The sequence below is a fragment of the Saccharopolyspora sp. 7B genome, assembly GCF_020177435.1.
GTDB classification, from domain to species: Bacteria; Actinomycetota; Actinomycetes; order Mycobacteriales; family Pseudonocardiaceae; genus Saccharopolyspora_C; species Saccharopolyspora_C gregorii.
In genome coordinates this window covers 1-15,760 of the sequence record NZ_JAIUKC010000211.1, presented here as the reverse complement: position 1 = coordinate 15,760, position 15,760 = coordinate 1, and the positions used below count along the sequence as shown (strand labels likewise).

Genomic DNA, 15,760 nt, shown 5'->3' with positions numbered 1-15,760 from the left:
TCTGCTGGGGGGGCGTGGCGTCGGCCGGCTCAACGGCTGATGTCGCCTTTCGGTCGGCGGGGGGGGGAGCGCGGGCCAGGGTCGCGCGGGCTACGAACCCCCCGGGGCGCAAGGGGGCGGGGCATTCTTCTGTGAGGGGGCGGTTGAAGCGAGCGGTGTGTCGCCCGGTCGTCGTCAGCCGGAGTTGGGTTTGGCGCACGGTTCCACCGATGCTGTCGATGGTGGTCTCCCGTATGTCAAGCAGGCCGCGGCGTGTGAGGGCGGCCAGGGTTGAGCCGCTGCCGGCGCTGTGGATTCCTTGGGCTTTGAGTGCTTGTTGGGCGGGGGTGGGCGAGGCGTGGGTATGGCGCGTGGCGTAGGGAATCCAGCGCCACTGATCGGCGGGTTGGCGGGGTAGTCCTTGGTGCCAGCGGCGTCGTTGGTCGCGTTCGGCTTGTTGATCGAGTTCGAAGACGATGTTGAGGTACTGCTGCTGTCGGGTGTTGAGGCGTCTGGACTTCGCCCTGGGGCTCGGCTCAGTGACGTCGTGGGCGGCTTGCTGGCCTTGGTGCGGCGGATCAGCGGATCGGTCATTCATCGGCGTCCTGGCAGCGCGTGACTTGGTCCGGCGGCAGGATGTAGCCGTCTACTTTGGAGGCGAGGTGCAGCACAACGGGTAGAATCAACGGTTCGGCGTAGTGGTGGGCCGCGTAGCGTTGCTGGTGTGCGAGTGCGGCCCACGAACGCGCGTTGTCGTCGGGTTCTGAGCTGCGACGAGAATCTCCAGCAGCCGTGGATTCCGTACCTTCTTCGTGATCTCGGTTGTCCAGGCCCATTCTTTCTCGCTGACACGGCGATAGTGTGGCGACATTCGGCTCCCCTGCGGGGACCCGGGGCCAGCGGTGTTCGGTTTGTCCGGGGTGCTGAGGAATCTCCGTGGATTGTGGGTCGTCCCAGAGGCTTGAGCCGTGGCCAACGTGCTCGGGAGATGTCGGATGCCTTTGCGGTCGTGGAACGGGATCGGGTCGACGGGGTCGAAGGCGAGGGTGTCTTCTTGGATGTGGCCGTCGGCGATGCCGGGGCAGGCTGGACGGATGTTCTGGGCCAGCGTGAGCAGCGCGGTGTGGGTACCGTCGTCGGCTTCGGCGACGACGGTGGTGAAGAAATCGCGGACCCTTTCGTAAGTGAACACGCGGTCGGTGTCCCAGTCACCGAGGGCGAGTAGGCCTTCGCGGTAGGGTACCCATCGGTCGCAGTTGGGAAGTCGGAGTCGAGCGAAGGGCTCGTCAGGGAGCCAGCCGACGGCCAGAGGTAGCACGGCTCGGTCCTGGCCGTTGCGGCGCACGACCCAGAGTCCGACGGTCGCGACGTCGTTCAACGGGTTGTCCGCGGCGCCGGCGGTCTCCATGGGCTCGAGGAGTCCGGTCTGGCGGATGAACAGGTCGGCGACGGTCTTGCGGGCACGTCCGGTACGGCCGGATTCGGTTTCGTGGCCTTCTCCTCGGCCGGGCGGTTTCGGCGGGGTGATGTTCTTGGTCAACACCCCGCACGCCGCTGCGGCGGCTTTCACGGGTTTCTTGGGATCGTGTTCGGGCGTGGGGAATGCGTCGGGGCCGCGCATTTCGACGATCGCGAATCGTGCACGGCCGTCCTTGGCCGGAGGGAACTGTGTGTGTGGGTGAGGTCGCGCCGTGGCACCCCTGCTTGAGTGATGCAGTCTTTGATGTTGCGGATAGAGGAGTCGATGGGCAGGTCGGCTGCGAGCTCGCCGACAGGTGCGATCCGGATGGTCACTTCCAGTTCGGGTCGCGGGTTATGGAAATCGTATTCCAGGTTGGGCTCCGAGGAGTTGAGGACTGACGGTGGGATGGTTAGGTCGAGGGCTTCCTCCAGTGCGAGCAGCACTGCCTTGCGGATGATCGGGGTGTCGTAGCGCATGTCGAGGTGGATGGCGGGCGCGGTCGCGGTGGCCAGCGCCTTGGTGGTCGATGGCACGGAACTCGCCGGTGTCGGGGCGATGGCGAGTTTTGACGTTGATGCGGTGGTAGGGCTCGACCCGGGTGGCGAAGTCGGCGAGCGCGGGGTGCAGGTGGCGGAAGATCTGCCAGCGGTCGCGTGCAGAGACACTGTCCCGGACGGAGTGTTTGCATTTATCGCCGAGTCCGTACCGGAAGACGACTCCGGCGATGGGCGGGATCGGCTTGTTGTGCCGGTCTACACCGAGTTCGAGGATGCGCGGGGGTTCTTGGTGAGTTCGGTCACCTCAGGCAAGTCAGTGGCGGACGCAATCGAAGCACTCAACGCTCGCTATCGCCGAGCGGTCCGCGTGCGAGGACATTTCCCAACGAACAGGCAGCGCTGAAATGCCTGTACCTTGTAACCCGCAGCCTGGATGCCACCGGAGCCGGCCGCACCCGATGGACGATGCGTTGGAATCCAGTCCTCGACGCCTTTGTCATCACCTTCGGTGACCGCTGGACGGACGCTGAAACCTACTGATCAACACGCTGGAGACACCGTTCCTACGAAAGACCCACGACGGGGGACGACCCCCGCCTGCGCGGGGAAAAGCGATCCAGTTCGTTGTCGAAATCCAGGTCAGGGGGACCACCCCCGCCTGCGCGGGGAAAAGCGGCCGACGGCCAGCACCTGCCAGGTATCGCCGGGGCCACCCCCGCCTGCGCGGGGAAAAGGCTCAAGGGTTTCTTGCTCATCGCGACCTGGGGGGACCCCGCCTGCGCGGGGAAAAGCCGGTGATGGGCTCGTGCAGAGCCGCGAGGACGGGACCACCCCCGCCTGCGCGGGGAAAAGCACGGCTCACCCCCTGGTCCGGATCGTGAGCCGGGACCACCCCCGCCTGCGCGGGGAAAAGGAACGAACCCGGGTCTCTCCCCGTGTCGTACCGGGACCGCCCCCGCCTGTGCGGGGAGAAGCCGCAAATGCGCCGACTGGCGATGTGCCTCGGCGGACCACCCCCGCCTGTGCGGGGAGAAGGTCGCAGCGGTGATCAACCGGCGCGGCGACCTGGGACCACCCCCGCCTGTGCGGGGAGAAGGCAGCCCCTGCTCCATGCGGGATTGCCGGGCGAGGACCACCCCCGCCTGTGCGGGGAGAAGAAGCCGCCGAGATGGGAACCCTGCTCGAACCGGACCACCCCCGCCTGTGCGGGGAGAAGCGTTTCCCCGGATCCGAGGAGATCTGACGCCGGGGACCACCCCCGCCTGTGCGGGGAGAAGAAGCGGGAGCGTTCGGCGGCGTGGGAGCAGAAGGGACCACCCCCGCCTGTGCGGGGAGAAGGCTTCCTGAGCTGCTGAAACATCAGTGGGATGCTGATTTGTTATCTTCGCTGGGCTGGTTGTCCCTGGCGATCGGCCAGGTGATGAGGGAGAGCCCGTCGTAGTCGGTGACGGTGCGGTGGTGCTGGCCGAGTCCGTGGGTGCGAAGGGCGTATCCCTGCTCGGTGTCTGTGTTGTAGATGAGGGCGGCCCAGCCGTGTTGTTGATCGATGCTGGTTTGGACGGCGTTCCATAGGTAGTCGCGGACGCGGGCGGTGAGTGTGCCGACGTAGGTTCCTGGTGCGGGTTCGATCATCCAGCGGGTGAGAGCGCCTCGGGTTCCGTCGGGCAGGTCGCTTGTGCTGATCACGGCGAAGTGCGCCATCAGAAGCCGGGGTCCTCGTCGAGGGCGCTGTAGTTCACTCCGGCTGGCACGTTTCCATCAGGATCCCAGAGGTCTACGACGCCGGTGGGTACTTCGTCTTTAGGTAGATCATGCTCTCCGAGGATGTAGTGAATGTCCCGAATCATGCGGGGTACGAGACGGAGGAGCCGTAGGTCGTCTCGTAGCCGGTAACGGATGTCGCGGTCTGGGTTGCCGCTTCGGGCGAGGGAGAAGGCGGTGGGGAGGATGTATTCGGTTTTGTAGAGGTCGGCGATGTCGTAGGTGAAGGCACGTTGGTTGTGTTCGTGGATGAGGCCGAGGGCGGGGGACGCGCCGAGACTGAGCAGGACGGCGGTGGTAATGCCGTAGAGAGCGGCGTTGCCTGCGGTGAGTGCTTTGTTGACGGGATCGGCGGCGTCGAAGTCATGCGGATCGTAAGACCGCTTGAACGGCCCGACGCCGTGTTGTCTGGCGAGGAGCTTGTAGGTGGCCTTGACGCGCGCGCCTTCCATACCGCGGAGCTGGTGCAGCGTCGAGTCCGGTGGTGGTGCTTCGCCGAAGCGCAGGCGGAAATGCCGTCGGGCGGCGGCTTCCCGTGCCGCGTTGTCAGCGACAATGCGGACTTGGCGGTGCAGAAGTTCGGTGGAGGTGCTGTCGTGTAGGAACGCCGAGTAACAGCGCACACCGGCGTTGCCGACCCAGACCAGTACAGCGCCGTCGCGGGTGAGTGCGGTCACGGCGGCTTGGGTGATGCTGGTTCCGGGGCCGAGGAGGAGACAGGCGAGACTGGCGCTGGGCAGGTACACGCGATCGATGTGCCCGGTGTCGGGATGCTGGGTTTGCGCGCAGACACCGTTGCGATCGGTGACGATGCGTACGGTGTCGAGGTAGAGGTGACTGATCCGGTCCTTGACTGGGTGCAGTCCGTAGACGCTGGGCGCGCCGAGGGCTTTGGGGAGTCGGGTGGGCATTCGCTCAGCTTCGGTTGGTGGGGGCGAGGGAGAGCAACCCGCAGCCGAAGGCTCGCGCTTTGCCGATGCCACTGAGTACGGCGTGGCGGACGGCGTCCGGATCGGTGACGGTGGCGGTGCCTTCGAACAAGCTGGTGCCGTGGCTGATGCGGTGGGCGCCGTCGTTGTTCTCACGTGTGGCGGTGATGAGTTCTTCGTTGGTGAGCAGCGCGGTGTGGGGCTCGAGCCCTGCTTGCTGGGCACGTCGCTTCCACCAGGAGAGTGCGTCGTCGCCGCGGAGCCAGCGGCGGGTTTTCCGTTTGGTGTCGGTGGTTTCGACGCGTGTGGGGTTCGCCAGAATCCGGTACCGGACAGTGATACCGGTGGTGATGTTGGCCAGCATGCCGTCGAGTTGGTGGGTCGAGCGTTCGGCGTAGTCGGTGGGCAGGGCGGTGAAATCGGGCTGGTAGCCGGTTTGGAGCAGGACGCTCGATCCCGTGAGGTGCTTTTCGACGCGATAGAGCACACCGGCGTGGGCGCGGGCCTGCTCTCCGAGGGAGTCAGGCATCAGGCTCATCACGCGCCGGTGCATGCGTGTGGCATCGGCAAGATCTTCTCCGACTGCGCGGTGGCGGGAATTCAGCCGTAGCCGGGTGAGGGTGGTGTTGCCGTTCAGGGTGTTGGTCATGGTCAGTCCTCCAAGGCGTGTGTCAACGCGGTGAGGTAGTTGACCCCGTATCCGGCGCACAACGAGGTGGAGAGGCGGCGGCGGTAGCGGTAGACCGCGCGGGTCCGATAGGCGCGACGTGTTGATGCGAACGCGACCGGGTCGTCCGGGGGTTCGTCGATGCGCCCATCGTGCTCTTCTGGGGGCCGGTCGCTGGCGAAGTCGACGGCGACGGTCGTACCTGCCCCGTGCGGCGAGCGTGCCAGCGGCAGCTTCTCGTGGAGCCAGGTGGCGGGGTCGTCGACTCGTGCGAGGAGGAATGGTCCGTCCGGTGGGCAGGCGCGGCGGCCGAGGTAGGGCGCCCAGTGCGGGCGGCGAAGTGCGGTCTCGATGGTGTCCAGCAGCGCGGCGTCGGGACTGGTGAGTGCGACCGTGAAGACCGCGTCGGCGAGGTAGTGACGGCGAGAGACCAGGGTTCCTTTGCCTTCGGGCCGGTACTTGCCTGATGCGGTCGGCACGGTGGAACCTGCTGGTCGGCCTCCACCGACGGTGTGGAAGTCGATCAGCGTGTTTCCAGGCCGGTCGACTCGCACCAGCATCTGTAGCGGTCGGTACTGATCGAGGTCCGCGGTTCGGGGTTCTCCTCGTGCTGCTGCGATGAGGCCGATGAGTCCGGACCGGGTGGGCACGTTCTCGGTGTCGCGTTCGTTCCAGGTCGAATGCGTGCCCCACGACTGCAACGGCCCGCCCAGCCGAAGCAGCAGCGCGCTCATGCGTGATCTCCAGCGTGGTTGGTCGCTTCGGTGATCAGGTCGTGCAAGCCGGTGTGATGGTCACCGAGCGAAGCGAACGGGGAACCGTCGCCACGCGCCGTTTCGAGGCCGGCGTGACCGTGCCAGTGCAGGCCGTCGGTGCCGAGAAACCCGTGCAACTTGCCGGTGTAGTCGTCGAGGCGGTCCCGGGAGGGCCCGGCGAACCCTTCCCCGCGCTCCAACCGGACCGGCTTCTCGAACGCCCCGGCCAGGGACAGCGGCTGATCCCGCACGGCCAGGTAGACGAACTCCGGGCGGGTGACCGCGGCGGTGGTGTTCTGTTTGCCGGAGGGCAGCTGGGAGACGAACGCCCGTAGGTAGACATCGGCGATGCGCAGTGCCTCGTCGATGGACTCGGGGGTGGGTTTGCCTTCGGAGTCGAGGTTGCAGGCGAGATCGGTGATGTTCACGCTGCTGTAGCGGTAGAACACTCCAGAGCTGTATTCGGCAGTGGCCAGGTGCCCGGAGCCGGAGACCGTGTCTTCGTCGTCGCTGGTGTGGTTCCAGTCGTCCACCGCGGTGAAGAAGTCGAAGTCGGTGGCGGTGCTGTGAGTGGTGAAGGCGTGTGCGAACAAGGTCGCTCCGTCGACACCGTGGCCGGGCATTTCCGCCAGCATCCTTCCGAGCAAGTTGATCGACCGTGAGCGGCGACGCAGGATCTCGTTGACCTCGTCGGTCGGCAGCACCGGCTCCTGCTTGGGCTCCTTGGGTGCCTTCGGCTTCCGAGCGCCCTTGGCTGCTGCCTCGTCGGCGGGTTCGCTGGCCGGCAGCGTGGTCGCGGCGATCGCTTCGCGATGCTGAGTGCACAGCTCGGCCAGTTCCCGGATCGCTGCCTGCGGAACCCAGAACAGCACCTTCGACTGATCCGCGGAGCCGGACGGCAGAATGCCGCCTTCCTTGCTGCCACGACGTTTGGCCGCGGCGTCGGCGGCAACGAGCACGGCACGCCCGGCCTTGCGTGCGGTGTCGGAATCCCAGGCGTGGGCCTCGGTGAGCACCTTCCGGACCGCCGCGGGCACATGCCGCGTGCGGAGGGTCGGGTCCTCGAGTTGCTTCTCGACCTCGAGGCGCACCGCTCGCTTCCAGGACTGGCTGGACACGCGTGTGCGGAGTTCGCCGCCATAGAGTGTGTTTTTGGGCGACCCGAGCGCGTCGCGATTCAAATTGCTGTACGGGACGGTGTGCAGAGCGTGAATGTCGAGATGCATCTGAAGAGGGCCTTCCAGTAGTGCGGTTTGATGATGAGAAGCGTCGTTCGATCGGCTACCCGTCGCGGCTGCCTGCGTTTTCGTCGGGCGCGGCCTGGAAGTAGTGCCGCTGCCACTGCTTGGCTACCTGGTCTTGCCGCTCCGGCCACGACTGGAGATCTCCGAGTAGCCGGGTGAAGTCGACCGGAACCTGCTTGCCTTGCAGGGCCATCACCGTCGTGGTGACGTGGCGGCATATCGATTCCGGTGGCTGGCGGGTCAGCAGATGCAGATAGCGCGAACAGGTTCGAGGCGCCAGGTCCCGGTTGAGCGCCGCCACCGCGAGGCTGTCGCCCAGATCTCCCGGGGAACTCTCCGGTGTCGCCACCTTCGGTGCCCGCGCGATCAGCGACGCGACCATGTAGAGCACGCGTTCGTCGTGAACGCGAGGAGTCCGTGCCAGCCAGGGCGCGAGATAGCGGTGCATCTGGTGACACTGCTCGGGCTCGCGGCCCAGCCCGGAACGAAGCGCTGCTCCCACGGCTGGTTCCTCGAGAGCCTGCTGCGAGAGGTAGTGGACGAAACGCTGTGTGAAGGACTGGGTCATGTCGCTCCTCGAGGCGGCGGCTCTTTCTTCCTGGCGTGGTTGTTCAGGTATTTCACGGCCCCCGCTACGGCCCGAGCCACGGCGGTCTGGTGCGCATCGTGATCGGTGGCGTGCTCGACGGCGTGGACGGCGATCACGGTGAAGGCGTGGAACGGTCTCGTGAAGTCACGAGGTTCGGCGTACATCCGCTCCCAGAACAGCTCTTCAGCGCGGGGCCAGTAGAAGGCGCGCGCGGGTTGGATCCACGGCACTTCACCACCACTCGGGCGCATTCCGGTGGCGGTCAGGGATTGGTATGCCTGCCGCAACGCATGGCGCATCACGCCCTCGACGGTTTCAGCCGCTGCCCGCAGGACTGCCGCACCATGCGCGGCGTCGTTGTCGTTCTCGGCCAGCCAGGGGAACAGCGGGGGAGTGGTCGCCGTGATCCACTGCCGGTCGGTCGCCTGCCGATCCTGATCGATGCCGTGCACGCGCACGCGGAGCTCTCTGGCCACGTCAGGCGGAAGCCGGAATGCTGAGGCGATGATGTCGGGCCTGCGGTGAAATTCGCTGTCGGCCAGGAGCGCGTCGATGTCACGCCACAAGGCCCGGTCCGCATCAGTGCGCCGCGCGTTCCACTCGCCGGTGCTCTTGCGTTCGACGATGCAGTAGGGGTCGTTGATCGGGGTGGCCGGCTTCTTGAACGCCCACGTGATGCGCGCATCGGTCACCCACTGCCCACTCGGGTCGGGGCGCAGCAGCAGCGCGTGCCGACCACGCCCGCACAACAGCCCCGCAGGCCAGGTGATCGGGGGCGGCTCGTGCAAGGGTGCGGGAAGCTCGTCGCGCTCCCAGGGAGCAAGGTCCTCACCCGGTTCGATGTCCTTCGGTTTGGCCGGGATGCCCGCCACGAGCGTTTCGAAAAGGGTGCGTCCAAGCGGGTAGTGCGTGAGAGCAGCCCGAAGCGGACCCGCGGACATGTACTGATCCGAGACCTGCTCACCCGTCTCTGGCGAGTCGACCGTGCGCGTGCCGCCCCCTCCGCCAGGTCCGTAGAGGTGATGCACGAGCAACCACAAGATCGCTTCGGGTGTCGGGATCGGAGCCGCGTTCCCTCGGTGGGTGTGGCGAAACCAGACCGGTGAATTGTCCGCGGGCCTACGCGGGTCGAGCCGGTTGATCCCGACCGGGCCGGCCTCGGAGTGCAGACGGGGGTCCTGCATCCAGGGATGCGTCGCATCGAACAGGTCCCACCGGTCCGGGACGCGTCCGAGCTCGGTGTCGACGGCGTCGGGATCGAAGCGGCCTCGCGAGAACGTCGCACGGCGGTGCCGCTCCCACCATTCCGGATTCTGCGCCGCCGAGGACTGATCAAGCTGAGTGATTCGCGCCGCGAGGGTGTAGAGCACCCGCAGTACCGCCGAGGCGGCCGGGGGGATCGTGATCGCCAGGTCGCGCAGCTCGTGCGCCCGATGAAGCAAGTCGCGCAAGGAGATCGTTTCGGTGGCTCGGTCGAGGGTGCGCACGGGAATCCACGGCTGGTCACGCACGTCGTAGGAGGGCACAGGCATCACGAAGTCCTTTTCTTCTGCCGGACCAAGCCCAGTGCCTGGTCGACTGAGAGCCCACCGCACTCGGGAGCGGGAAGGATGTAGGCATCGCGCAACATCGGAGTGCGCGACCACGTCGGGTTGGTGTGCAGGTTCTCCGCCTCGGCCCACTCCCGTGGGCACATGATCGATGCCTTGATCAGCTGTTCCACCGTCGTCGTGTTCGGGCGCGAGTCCGGCCAGGCGACGTGATGGTCCTTGTCCAGGAAGTGATGACCGGTGGCATTCGTGTAGCGGGGAATCAGCCGAGCGGTATCGAGTCCCAACCGGGTCGACACGTCCAGGTCGCTGACTTCGGGATCGGTCAACCGCGAGAGATCCGTGATCGTCTCCGCCGCTTCGATCGAGGCCATCCGCGCCAACTGTGCCTTCGCCCGGTTCTCCCCGAACCGCGCGTCCCACAGTGCACGCAGCCTGGCCGGCACCCCTGTTGCTTGCGCATCGTGGACTTGCTGGACGGTGTCGTTCACCTCGCCAGGCACGGCGAGCTCCGCAGGCCGTTCAGCCAGAACTTGGTGTGTCGCAGCCACCTCGAACGCCGGATAAATCGCCTCCCACTCCGGAGGCGTTGGGCGGTCGGAGTCGAGACGGACCGGATCGAGAACGACCAGTGTCGGGCCGGTAGACCATGGAGGGCGCCGAATCGGCTGCTCGTTGGCATCGGCCGCGAATCGCCAACACCGTCCCAATCGCTGGATCAACAACGACATCGGCGCGATGTCCGAGATCACCAGGTCGAAGTCGAGGTTCAAGCTCTGCTCGATCACTTGAGTGGCCACCACGACAGCACGCTCAGGACGAGAACCGCTCTTACCGAAGCTCTGTACCACTTCCTGCGTGATCTCTTCCCGCTGCGCCTGTGGGAATCGGGAATGCAAGAGCAACGCCACGTCCTCTGGTAGCGAGTCCGCTAACGCTTTGTACGTGTCCTGCGCCGAATCGACGGTGTTGCACACCACGGCAATACATCCGCCGTCCCGAGCGACCAGGTCCGTATAGGACTGGATGACCTCCAGCCTGGACTGGCTCGACCGATCGTGAGCACGTCGTTCGACTTGGACCGTCCGCTCGCCGGCCACGGCAATCTCAGCGAGCCTGGACTCACGCGGATACACGGTTTTCCCGGACTTGCTGACGAACGCCCACCCCGGGTACGGGACATCGACTTCGGGAGGCTCGCTCACTCCTGCCCCGCGTAGGTAGGAAGCGGCCAGTGCCCGGCTGATGTGATTCGGCAGCGTCGCCGACAACAAGATCACCGGCACCTCAAGGCGGCCACACCATGACAACAGGGCCGCCAGGAGACCTTGCATGTACGGATCGTAGGAGTGGGCCTCATCGATGATCACGGTCTTGTTCGCGAGACCATGCATGCGGAGCATGTTGAACGGCGCCGCCAAAGCGGCCAGCAACACCTGGTCGATCGTTCCTGCGCACAGTCCTGCCAACAGCGTGCGGTTCAGCGGACGCAGGAAGTCCGTCACGTCGGTGTCCTCGCGATAGTCATCGTTGAACGACGCCATCGCATGCGCGAGAGTCACCGGCGGTGCCCCGCCCGCGCTGGCAGCAGCGGCAAAATCGCGTAGCCGCGTCCATGCTTGATCCGTCGTCGCCCGAGTCGGCAGCCCGGTGAAGAGCCCCCACCGTCCAGTGGCGCGGCCGAACGCATGAGCCCCCAGATACGCCGCCTCGGTCTTGCCACCACCGGTGGAGTCCGTAATGATCAACAATCCGGCTCCGGTGACCTGCGGCGCGAAATCCTCAGCCAGGGAGAGCTGCAACGGGTTCGGCTCAAATTTCCAGATCTCGCGGGGGTCCACTACCTCCAAGAAGGTGGGGCTCGTTAAGCCGAAATCCACCACAAGCCCGCGCACCTTCTCCGCGGTGAACTCGAGACGAGCTGACAGCTCCTCCGGAGCATCCTGCTGCTGTCCTGGAATGAACGACGTCGTATCCGACACCAACCAGTCAGCCACGATCACCAACCCGGTCAGCACGCCGGCCACCGGAACTGGCAGATCCTCGGGAATTCGCGGCCGGCCCAACAGCTCGCGAACGGTCTCAAACGTCTCGCTGCGCTCGAGGTGCCATGCTTCGCCTCCCAAACGGTCGACCAGCCGGACGGGATCGGACGCTTCGCGTTCCCAGCCGGGGTGAAACCGTCCGTGATGCCCGCCCAGCAGCTGCCCGATCCGATACTCCGGCGACAGCGCCCACACGTCTCCGGTCGGGTTGAGAAGCCTCGGCACCGTTAGCTGGACCGCTACGTCATGACCGAGCCATCCGGGCTGCCCGGGCGGCGGCGACTTGTCGAAGAAGCAAGGTATCGCCTTGCCGAGGTCATGAAGACCCGCGAGCAGTGCCACGAAGCTCCGCGCTTCGGCCTCGGTCATCGCCAGCTCGGCCGCCACCCACCTCCGCATCCCGGGCGAGTAGTGCATGTCCCACAACACCAGCGCAGCCCCAGCTGCATCCACGAGGTGATGCAGCAGCGGGTACCGCGTGGCGAGCCCCCGCTCCTTCCCCCATGCCCGCCGCTGCAACATTGCCTTCTCCATGAACCACAAACCTTAGACGATCGATCTTGCCATGGAGCTATGTTAATCGACTTGGCGTCACTGATCGACTACTGGGGGTGCTCTGATAGCGTTTCCGCACGTCAAGGGCCGCTACACGTGACCACGTTGACTACGCTCGGTATATGCCAGTGCTTCCCTGCTTGGCAGGGGTGGTCCGGTTTGGGGTTCGACGCGACACCTGTCTGGACGCTTTCCCCATGTAGATGCGCTCACGCCAGTCGCGGTCCACTTACCCGACTGCGTCTTCGCGCAAGTGGGGCTTGACTGGGGGTGCACGCCGTCCGATGTGCACCCCCAGTTCCCAGCAGAATCGCCGTGAATGCCGAGATCAACGCGGTGTCGGCTACCCCCGCTAGTGCGGAGAACACTCTGCGTGAGACGTGCGCCGCAAGCCGCCTGTTAGCGACCCGTCAGATGCAAGGGGCCAAGCTCAACACTGACCCCGCCAACTGCGACCCCGATCAACAGCACCGCGAGAGTCGAAACCACGACAACGACCAGGCGCAAGGTCATCGGCCAGTTCCGAAGTGCGGCTACGAGCCCTCGCGCTCCAGAGTCCCCAGGGTTCCCACCAGCGTTTATCGGCTCGACTACTTGCACGGCAGACCGGTTAGCGCACGAATCGGGCTCTCCAGCGGTGGACGCTGGACTCTTGCGCCGATCAAAACCTATCGTCATTGACGTCCTTCGGATCGGATGGAGTCGCTCAGCTGGGAAGTCGGTCAAGTCCTCGCCAGCTGAGCGACAGTACGAACGCCATTGGAGGACTGAACAGGCGGGGGAGGGTGGTGCCTGCCCCCCCCCCCCCCCTCGCCCCTCACCGAACTGGCAACTCCTGAGTCTTACGGGGGCGCGTGCCGGGTGACAGTGGCCGAGCGGCGAACGGTAGTTCCAGCGCGGCAAGCGCTCACCGTCGTTCGCTGCGGCTGAACGTCGGCACTTCGCGTATGTGCGACGGACTAGATGACAAACGGTCGTCGGCGATCACTCGCATCCGAAGAGCGACTCCGCCTCCGCTAGGTGCCCGCACCGCTGAGGCGACCCCAACAGCTTCGGGCACGGCCATAACGCGCTCCGTCGGAGCTCCGCCGACTCTGGCTCCGACACCGTCGCCAACCGCGTGTGACCAGGCCACTAACGCTCTACCGCCAGGAGGTAGCGCTTCAGGCATTACTTCGCGGCGACGAGGCGCTGAGTCCACCTGGATGTGCTCTCGCACCGCCCGTTGGCGTACGCGGACGTCGCTTACGAGAGAGCCGTCAAGCCGCTGCCGGATTCTCAACGGTTTTCTCGCGAAGGCAGTGCGCATGACGCGCAGCTCGCCGTCCCTGCTGCCGCGGGGAACACGACCAGCCGTGGACCTTCCCGTCCCGCATCGCGGGCGAGTAGTGCATGTCCCGTACCCCGAGTGCGGCCACGGCCGCACCAACGAGGTGATGCGGCAACGGGCACCGGTCCGTGGGCCCTGCTCTTTCCGTCGTGTCATCCGCGTCAATCCCGTCGATGAGCAACAAACGTTGACGAAAGGCAGGATAGCCACACGGCGGCACTGGTCGACTACAGGGGGTGGTCAGGTAACGTTTCTGCACGTCATGGGCTGCTGAGTGTGACCACTTTGGCTACTTTTGGTGTAGGTCAGAGTGTTCCCTGCTTGGCAGGGGTGGTCCGGTTTGGTGCTCGACAGTGCACCCGTCTGGGCGTTCTCCCCACGTAGACGCGGTCTGCTCGTTGCGGTGCACCTGCCCGACGGGCGTCTCCGCTTAGTGGGGCTCAGCCGGGGGTGCACGCCGTCCGGTGTGCTCCCCCGGCCTCCGAGTCGGCCGTCGTAAGCGGCCAAGATCAGTTCGGTGCTCCCTCCGCTGGCGCGAGGAAGACTCACCACGCCGCCACGCCGAGTACCGCAGGATCGGACCACCCCCGCTGACGCGGGGAAGACGCCGGATCCAGCAGCACTGCCGCGACGAGGTTAGGACCATCCCCGCCGGCGCGGGGAAAGCACGAAAGCGCTGGTCGCGGTCGGGTCGGAACTGGGGCCACCCCCGCTGGCGCGGGAAAAACGATCAAAGAACTCCGATGACGAACCCCTACGACGGACCACCCCCGCTGGCGCGGGGAAAACGGTTGGATCAAGCTGGCGAGCCTCCGCTGCCTCGGACCACCCCCGCTGGCGCGGGGAGAACTTCGGTCTCGACCACCAGGTGCCGATGGAGGTGGGACCACCCCCGCTGGCGCGGGGAGAACCTCACCGAAACCGACCGAGGAGACCGTGATGCGGGACCACCCCCGCTGGCGCGGGGAGAACCCCTCGGAGGTTTCGTGCGCGCCGCTGATGGTGGGACCACCCCCGCTGGCGCGGGGAGAACACGACAGCCGACGTCGAGGAGTGGGAACAGCGCGGTCCACCCCCGCTGGCGCGGGGAGAACTCCGCCGCACAGCGGCACGCCGACAAGTGGCGCGGACCACCCCCGCTGGCGCGGGGAGAACCGGATGCTCGTGGACGACATCCCGGACGACGAGGGACCACCCCCGCTGGCGCGGGGAGAACCAGGCCCGACTTGATGAGATCGAGCACCACGGCGGACCACCCCCGCTGGCGCGGGGAGAACACTTCAAGAACGGCGGGCTGCGGCTCGGACTGGGGACCACCCCCGCTGGCGCGGGGAGAACACCATCGCCTCGATCGTCTCCACGCGCGGCAAGGGACCACCCCCGCTGGCGCGGGGAGAACGCGGCGAGTGAAGCGGGGATCGAGGAGGCGGAAGGGCCACCCCCGCTGGCGCGGGGAGAATTGATCACCTGCCCGTCCTGCGAGGTACCCGGCGGGACCACCCCCGCTGGCGCGGGGAGAACCGAGGTCGACACCGTCAGGCAATCGTGGCCGGGGGACCACCCCCGCTGGCGCGGGGAGAACGCGAGCACGCGCTCGCCGAGCCACTGGGCGACGGGACCACCCCCGCTGGCGCGGGGAGAACGAGGTAGTCCTGCGGATCGACCTCGGCACCGAGGGACCACCCCCGCTGGCGCGGGGAGAACCAGATGATCGCCGGGGACAACACCGGCGAGAACGGACCACCCCCGCTGGCGCGGGGAGAACACGACGGGCAGGGGTCGCCCTCGTTCGTCATGCGGACCACCCCCGCTGGCGCGGGGAGAACGCTCCCAGCTCGCGGTCCAGGTGGGTCATGTCGGGACCACCCCCGCTGGCGCGGGGAGAACCCGGACATCAGGTGCCGGATGTGCTGGCCGACGGGACCACCCCCGCTGGCGCGGGGAGAACTGGCTCGACCCGGTCGACTCGCTGGCCGAGACCGGACCACCCCCGCTGGCGCGGGGAGAACGCGAGCACCTCCCCGCACCGCGCGCGGGGAACCGGACCACCCCCGCTGGCGCGGGGAGAACGGCATCCCGAGTCAGGGGCTGGGAACCGAACGCGGACCACCCCCGCTGGCGCGGGGAGAACGAACGAACCCGGGTCTCTCCCCGTGTCGTACCGGGACCACCCCCGCTGGCGCGGGGAGAACCGGGACAGGAACGGCCCGATCCAGGGGTAGAACGGACCACCCCCGCTGGCGCGGGGAGAACTCTCCGGCCGAGTCCTTTTCCGGGCGGAAGACCGGACCACCCCCGCTGGCGCGGGGAGAACCTGGTGCCGGGGTCGGGGTCGTAGTCCGTACCGGGACCACCCCCGCTGGCGCGGGGAGAACGCGGCGCGGCCGGGGGTGGGGA

General features: G+C 66.7%; 9 protein-coding genes, 3 pseudogenes and 2 CRISPR repeat arrays. Of the genes and pseudogenes, 1 reads left to right on the top strand and 11 read right to left on the bottom strand.

The window, feature by feature from the left end; genetic code table 11:
- Window positions 1-668: 668 nt before the first annotated feature.
- From LCD33_RS29690 to LCD33_RS26370, 3 genes and pseudogenes are all read right to left on the bottom strand, one after another.
- Window positions 669-815 (bottom strand): annotated as a pseudogene (locus LCD33_RS29690) (hypothetical protein); the annotation flags it as partial.
- A gap of 182 nt (window positions 816-997) precedes the next feature.
- Window positions 998-1,600, bottom strand: a pseudogene (locus LCD33_RS29685) (RNaseH domain-containing protein); the annotation flags it as partial.
- Window positions 1,546-1,917, bottom strand: coding sequence for a hypothetical protein (locus LCD33_RS26370; RefSeq protein WP_224967577.1), 372 nt, complete (start codon window positions 1,915-1,917; stop codon window positions 1,546-1,548). The pseudogene LCD33_RS29685 and the gene LCD33_RS26370, both read right to left, overlap by 55 nt.
- A 343-nt stretch (window positions 1,918-2,260) precedes the next feature.
- Between LCD33_RS26370 and LCD33_RS26365 the strand changes: the two are divergent.
- Window positions 2,261-2,478 (top strand): annotated as a pseudogene (locus LCD33_RS26365) (transposase); the annotation flags it as partial.
- Between the two features lie 44 nt (window positions 2,479-2,522).
- Window positions 2,523-3,276: direct repeats of the CRISPR family, unit length 28 nt; unit sequence GGACCACCCCCGCCTGTGCGGGGAGAAG.
- A gap of 21 nt (window positions 3,277-3,297) precedes the next feature.
- On the opposite strand, the gene cas2e reads toward LCD33_RS26365, so the two are convergent.
- From cas2e to cas3, 8 genes are read right to left on the bottom strand one after another with little or no spacing between them, the layout of a single operon-like run.
- Window positions 3,298-3,639, bottom strand: a complete 342-nt coding sequence (cas2e, locus tag LCD33_RS26360) for a type I-E CRISPR-associated endoribonuclease Cas2e (RefSeq protein WP_224967575.1) — start codon at window positions 3,637-3,639, stop codon at window positions 3,298-3,300.
- Entirely contained in the window at window positions 3,639-4,610 is a 972-nt protein-coding gene (gene cas1e, locus LCD33_RS26355; protein WP_224967573.1) for a type I-E CRISPR-associated endonuclease Cas1e, read from the bottom strand. Before cas1e ends, cas2e begins: the two co-directional genes overlap by 1 nt.
- Before the next feature lie 4 nt (window positions 4,611-4,614).
- Entirely contained in the window at window positions 4,615-5,277 is a 663-nt protein-coding gene (cas6e, locus tag LCD33_RS26350) for a type I-E CRISPR-associated protein Cas6/Cse3/CasE (RefSeq protein ID WP_224967571.1), read from the bottom strand.
- Window positions 5,278-5,279: 2 nt separating this feature from the next.
- Window positions 5,280-6,029 (bottom strand): type I-E CRISPR-associated protein Cas5/CasD, encoded by a 750-nt coding sequence (gene cas5e / locus LCD33_RS26345; RefSeq protein ID WP_224967569.1) that lies wholly within the window; start codon window positions 6,027-6,029, stop codon window positions 5,280-5,282.
- Window positions 6,026-7,276: a type I-E CRISPR-associated protein Cas7/Cse4/CasC gene (gene cas7e / locus LCD33_RS26340; protein WP_224967567.1), complete on the bottom strand. Its 1,251-nt coding sequence runs from the start codon at window positions 7,274-7,276 to the stop codon at window positions 6,026-6,028. Before cas7e ends, cas5e begins: the two co-directional genes overlap by 4 nt.
- Window positions 7,277-7,331: 55 nt before the next feature.
- On the bottom strand, window positions 7,332-7,862 hold the full coding sequence (casB, locus tag LCD33_RS26335) for a type I-E CRISPR-associated protein Cse2/CasB (protein WP_224967565.1): 531 nt from the start codon (window positions 7,860-7,862) through the stop codon (window positions 7,332-7,334).
- Entirely contained in the window at window positions 7,859-9,415 is a 1,557-nt protein-coding gene (casA, locus tag LCD33_RS26330) for a type I-E CRISPR-associated protein Cse1/CasA (RefSeq protein WP_224967563.1), read from the bottom strand. The genes casB and casA overlap by 4 nt, the downstream gene beginning before the upstream one ends.
- Window positions 9,415-12,012 carry a CRISPR-associated helicase Cas3' gene (gene cas3 / locus LCD33_RS26325; protein WP_224967561.1) on the bottom strand — a complete coding sequence of 866 codons (2,598 nt, stop codon included), beginning with the start codon at window positions 12,010-12,012 and terminating at the stop codon, window positions 9,415-9,417. The genes casA and cas3 overlap by 1 nt, the downstream gene beginning before the upstream one ends.
- A gap of 1,868 nt (window positions 12,013-13,880) precedes the next feature.
- A CRISPR array of direct repeats spans window positions 13,881-15,738; the repeat unit is 28 nt; unit sequence GGACCACCCCCGCTGGCGCGGGGAGAAC.
- Window positions 15,739-15,760: the final 22 nt, after the last annotated feature.

Excerpts from the sequence above, each read along its gene's own strand:
- LCD33_RS26370 (WP_224967577.1), bottom strand. The coding sequence starts at position 1,917 with ATGCGCTACGACACCCCGATCATCCGCAAGGCAGTGCTGCTCGCACTG.
- cas2e (WP_224967575.1), bottom strand. The coding sequence starts at position 3,639 with ATGGCGCACTTCGCCGTGATCAGCACAAGCGACCTGCCCGACGGAACC.
- cas1e (WP_224967573.1), bottom strand. The coding sequence starts at position 4,610 with ATGCCCACCCGACTCCCCAAAGCCCTCGGCGCGCCCAGCGTCTACGGA.
- cas6e (WP_224967571.1), bottom strand. The coding sequence starts at position 5,277 with ATGACCAACACCCTGAACGGCAACACCACCCTCACCCGGCTACGGCTG.
- cas5e (WP_224967569.1), bottom strand. The coding sequence starts at position 6,029 with ATGAGCGCGCTGCTGCTTCGGCTGGGCGGGCCGTTGCAGTCGTGGGGC.
- cas7e (WP_224967567.1), bottom strand. The coding sequence starts at position 7,276 with ATGCATCTCGACATTCACGCTCTGCACACCGTCCCGTACAGCAATTTG.
- casB (WP_224967565.1), bottom strand. The coding sequence starts at position 7,862 with ATGACCCAGTCCTTCACACAGCGTTTCGTCCACTACCTCTCGCAGCAG.
- casA (WP_224967563.1), bottom strand. The coding sequence starts at position 9,415 with ATGCCTGTGCCCTCCTACGACGTGCGTGACCAGCCGTGGATTCCCGTG.
- cas3 (WP_224967561.1), bottom strand. The coding sequence starts at position 12,012 with ATGGAGAAGGCAATGTTGCAGCGGCGGGCATGGGGGAAGGAGCGGGGG.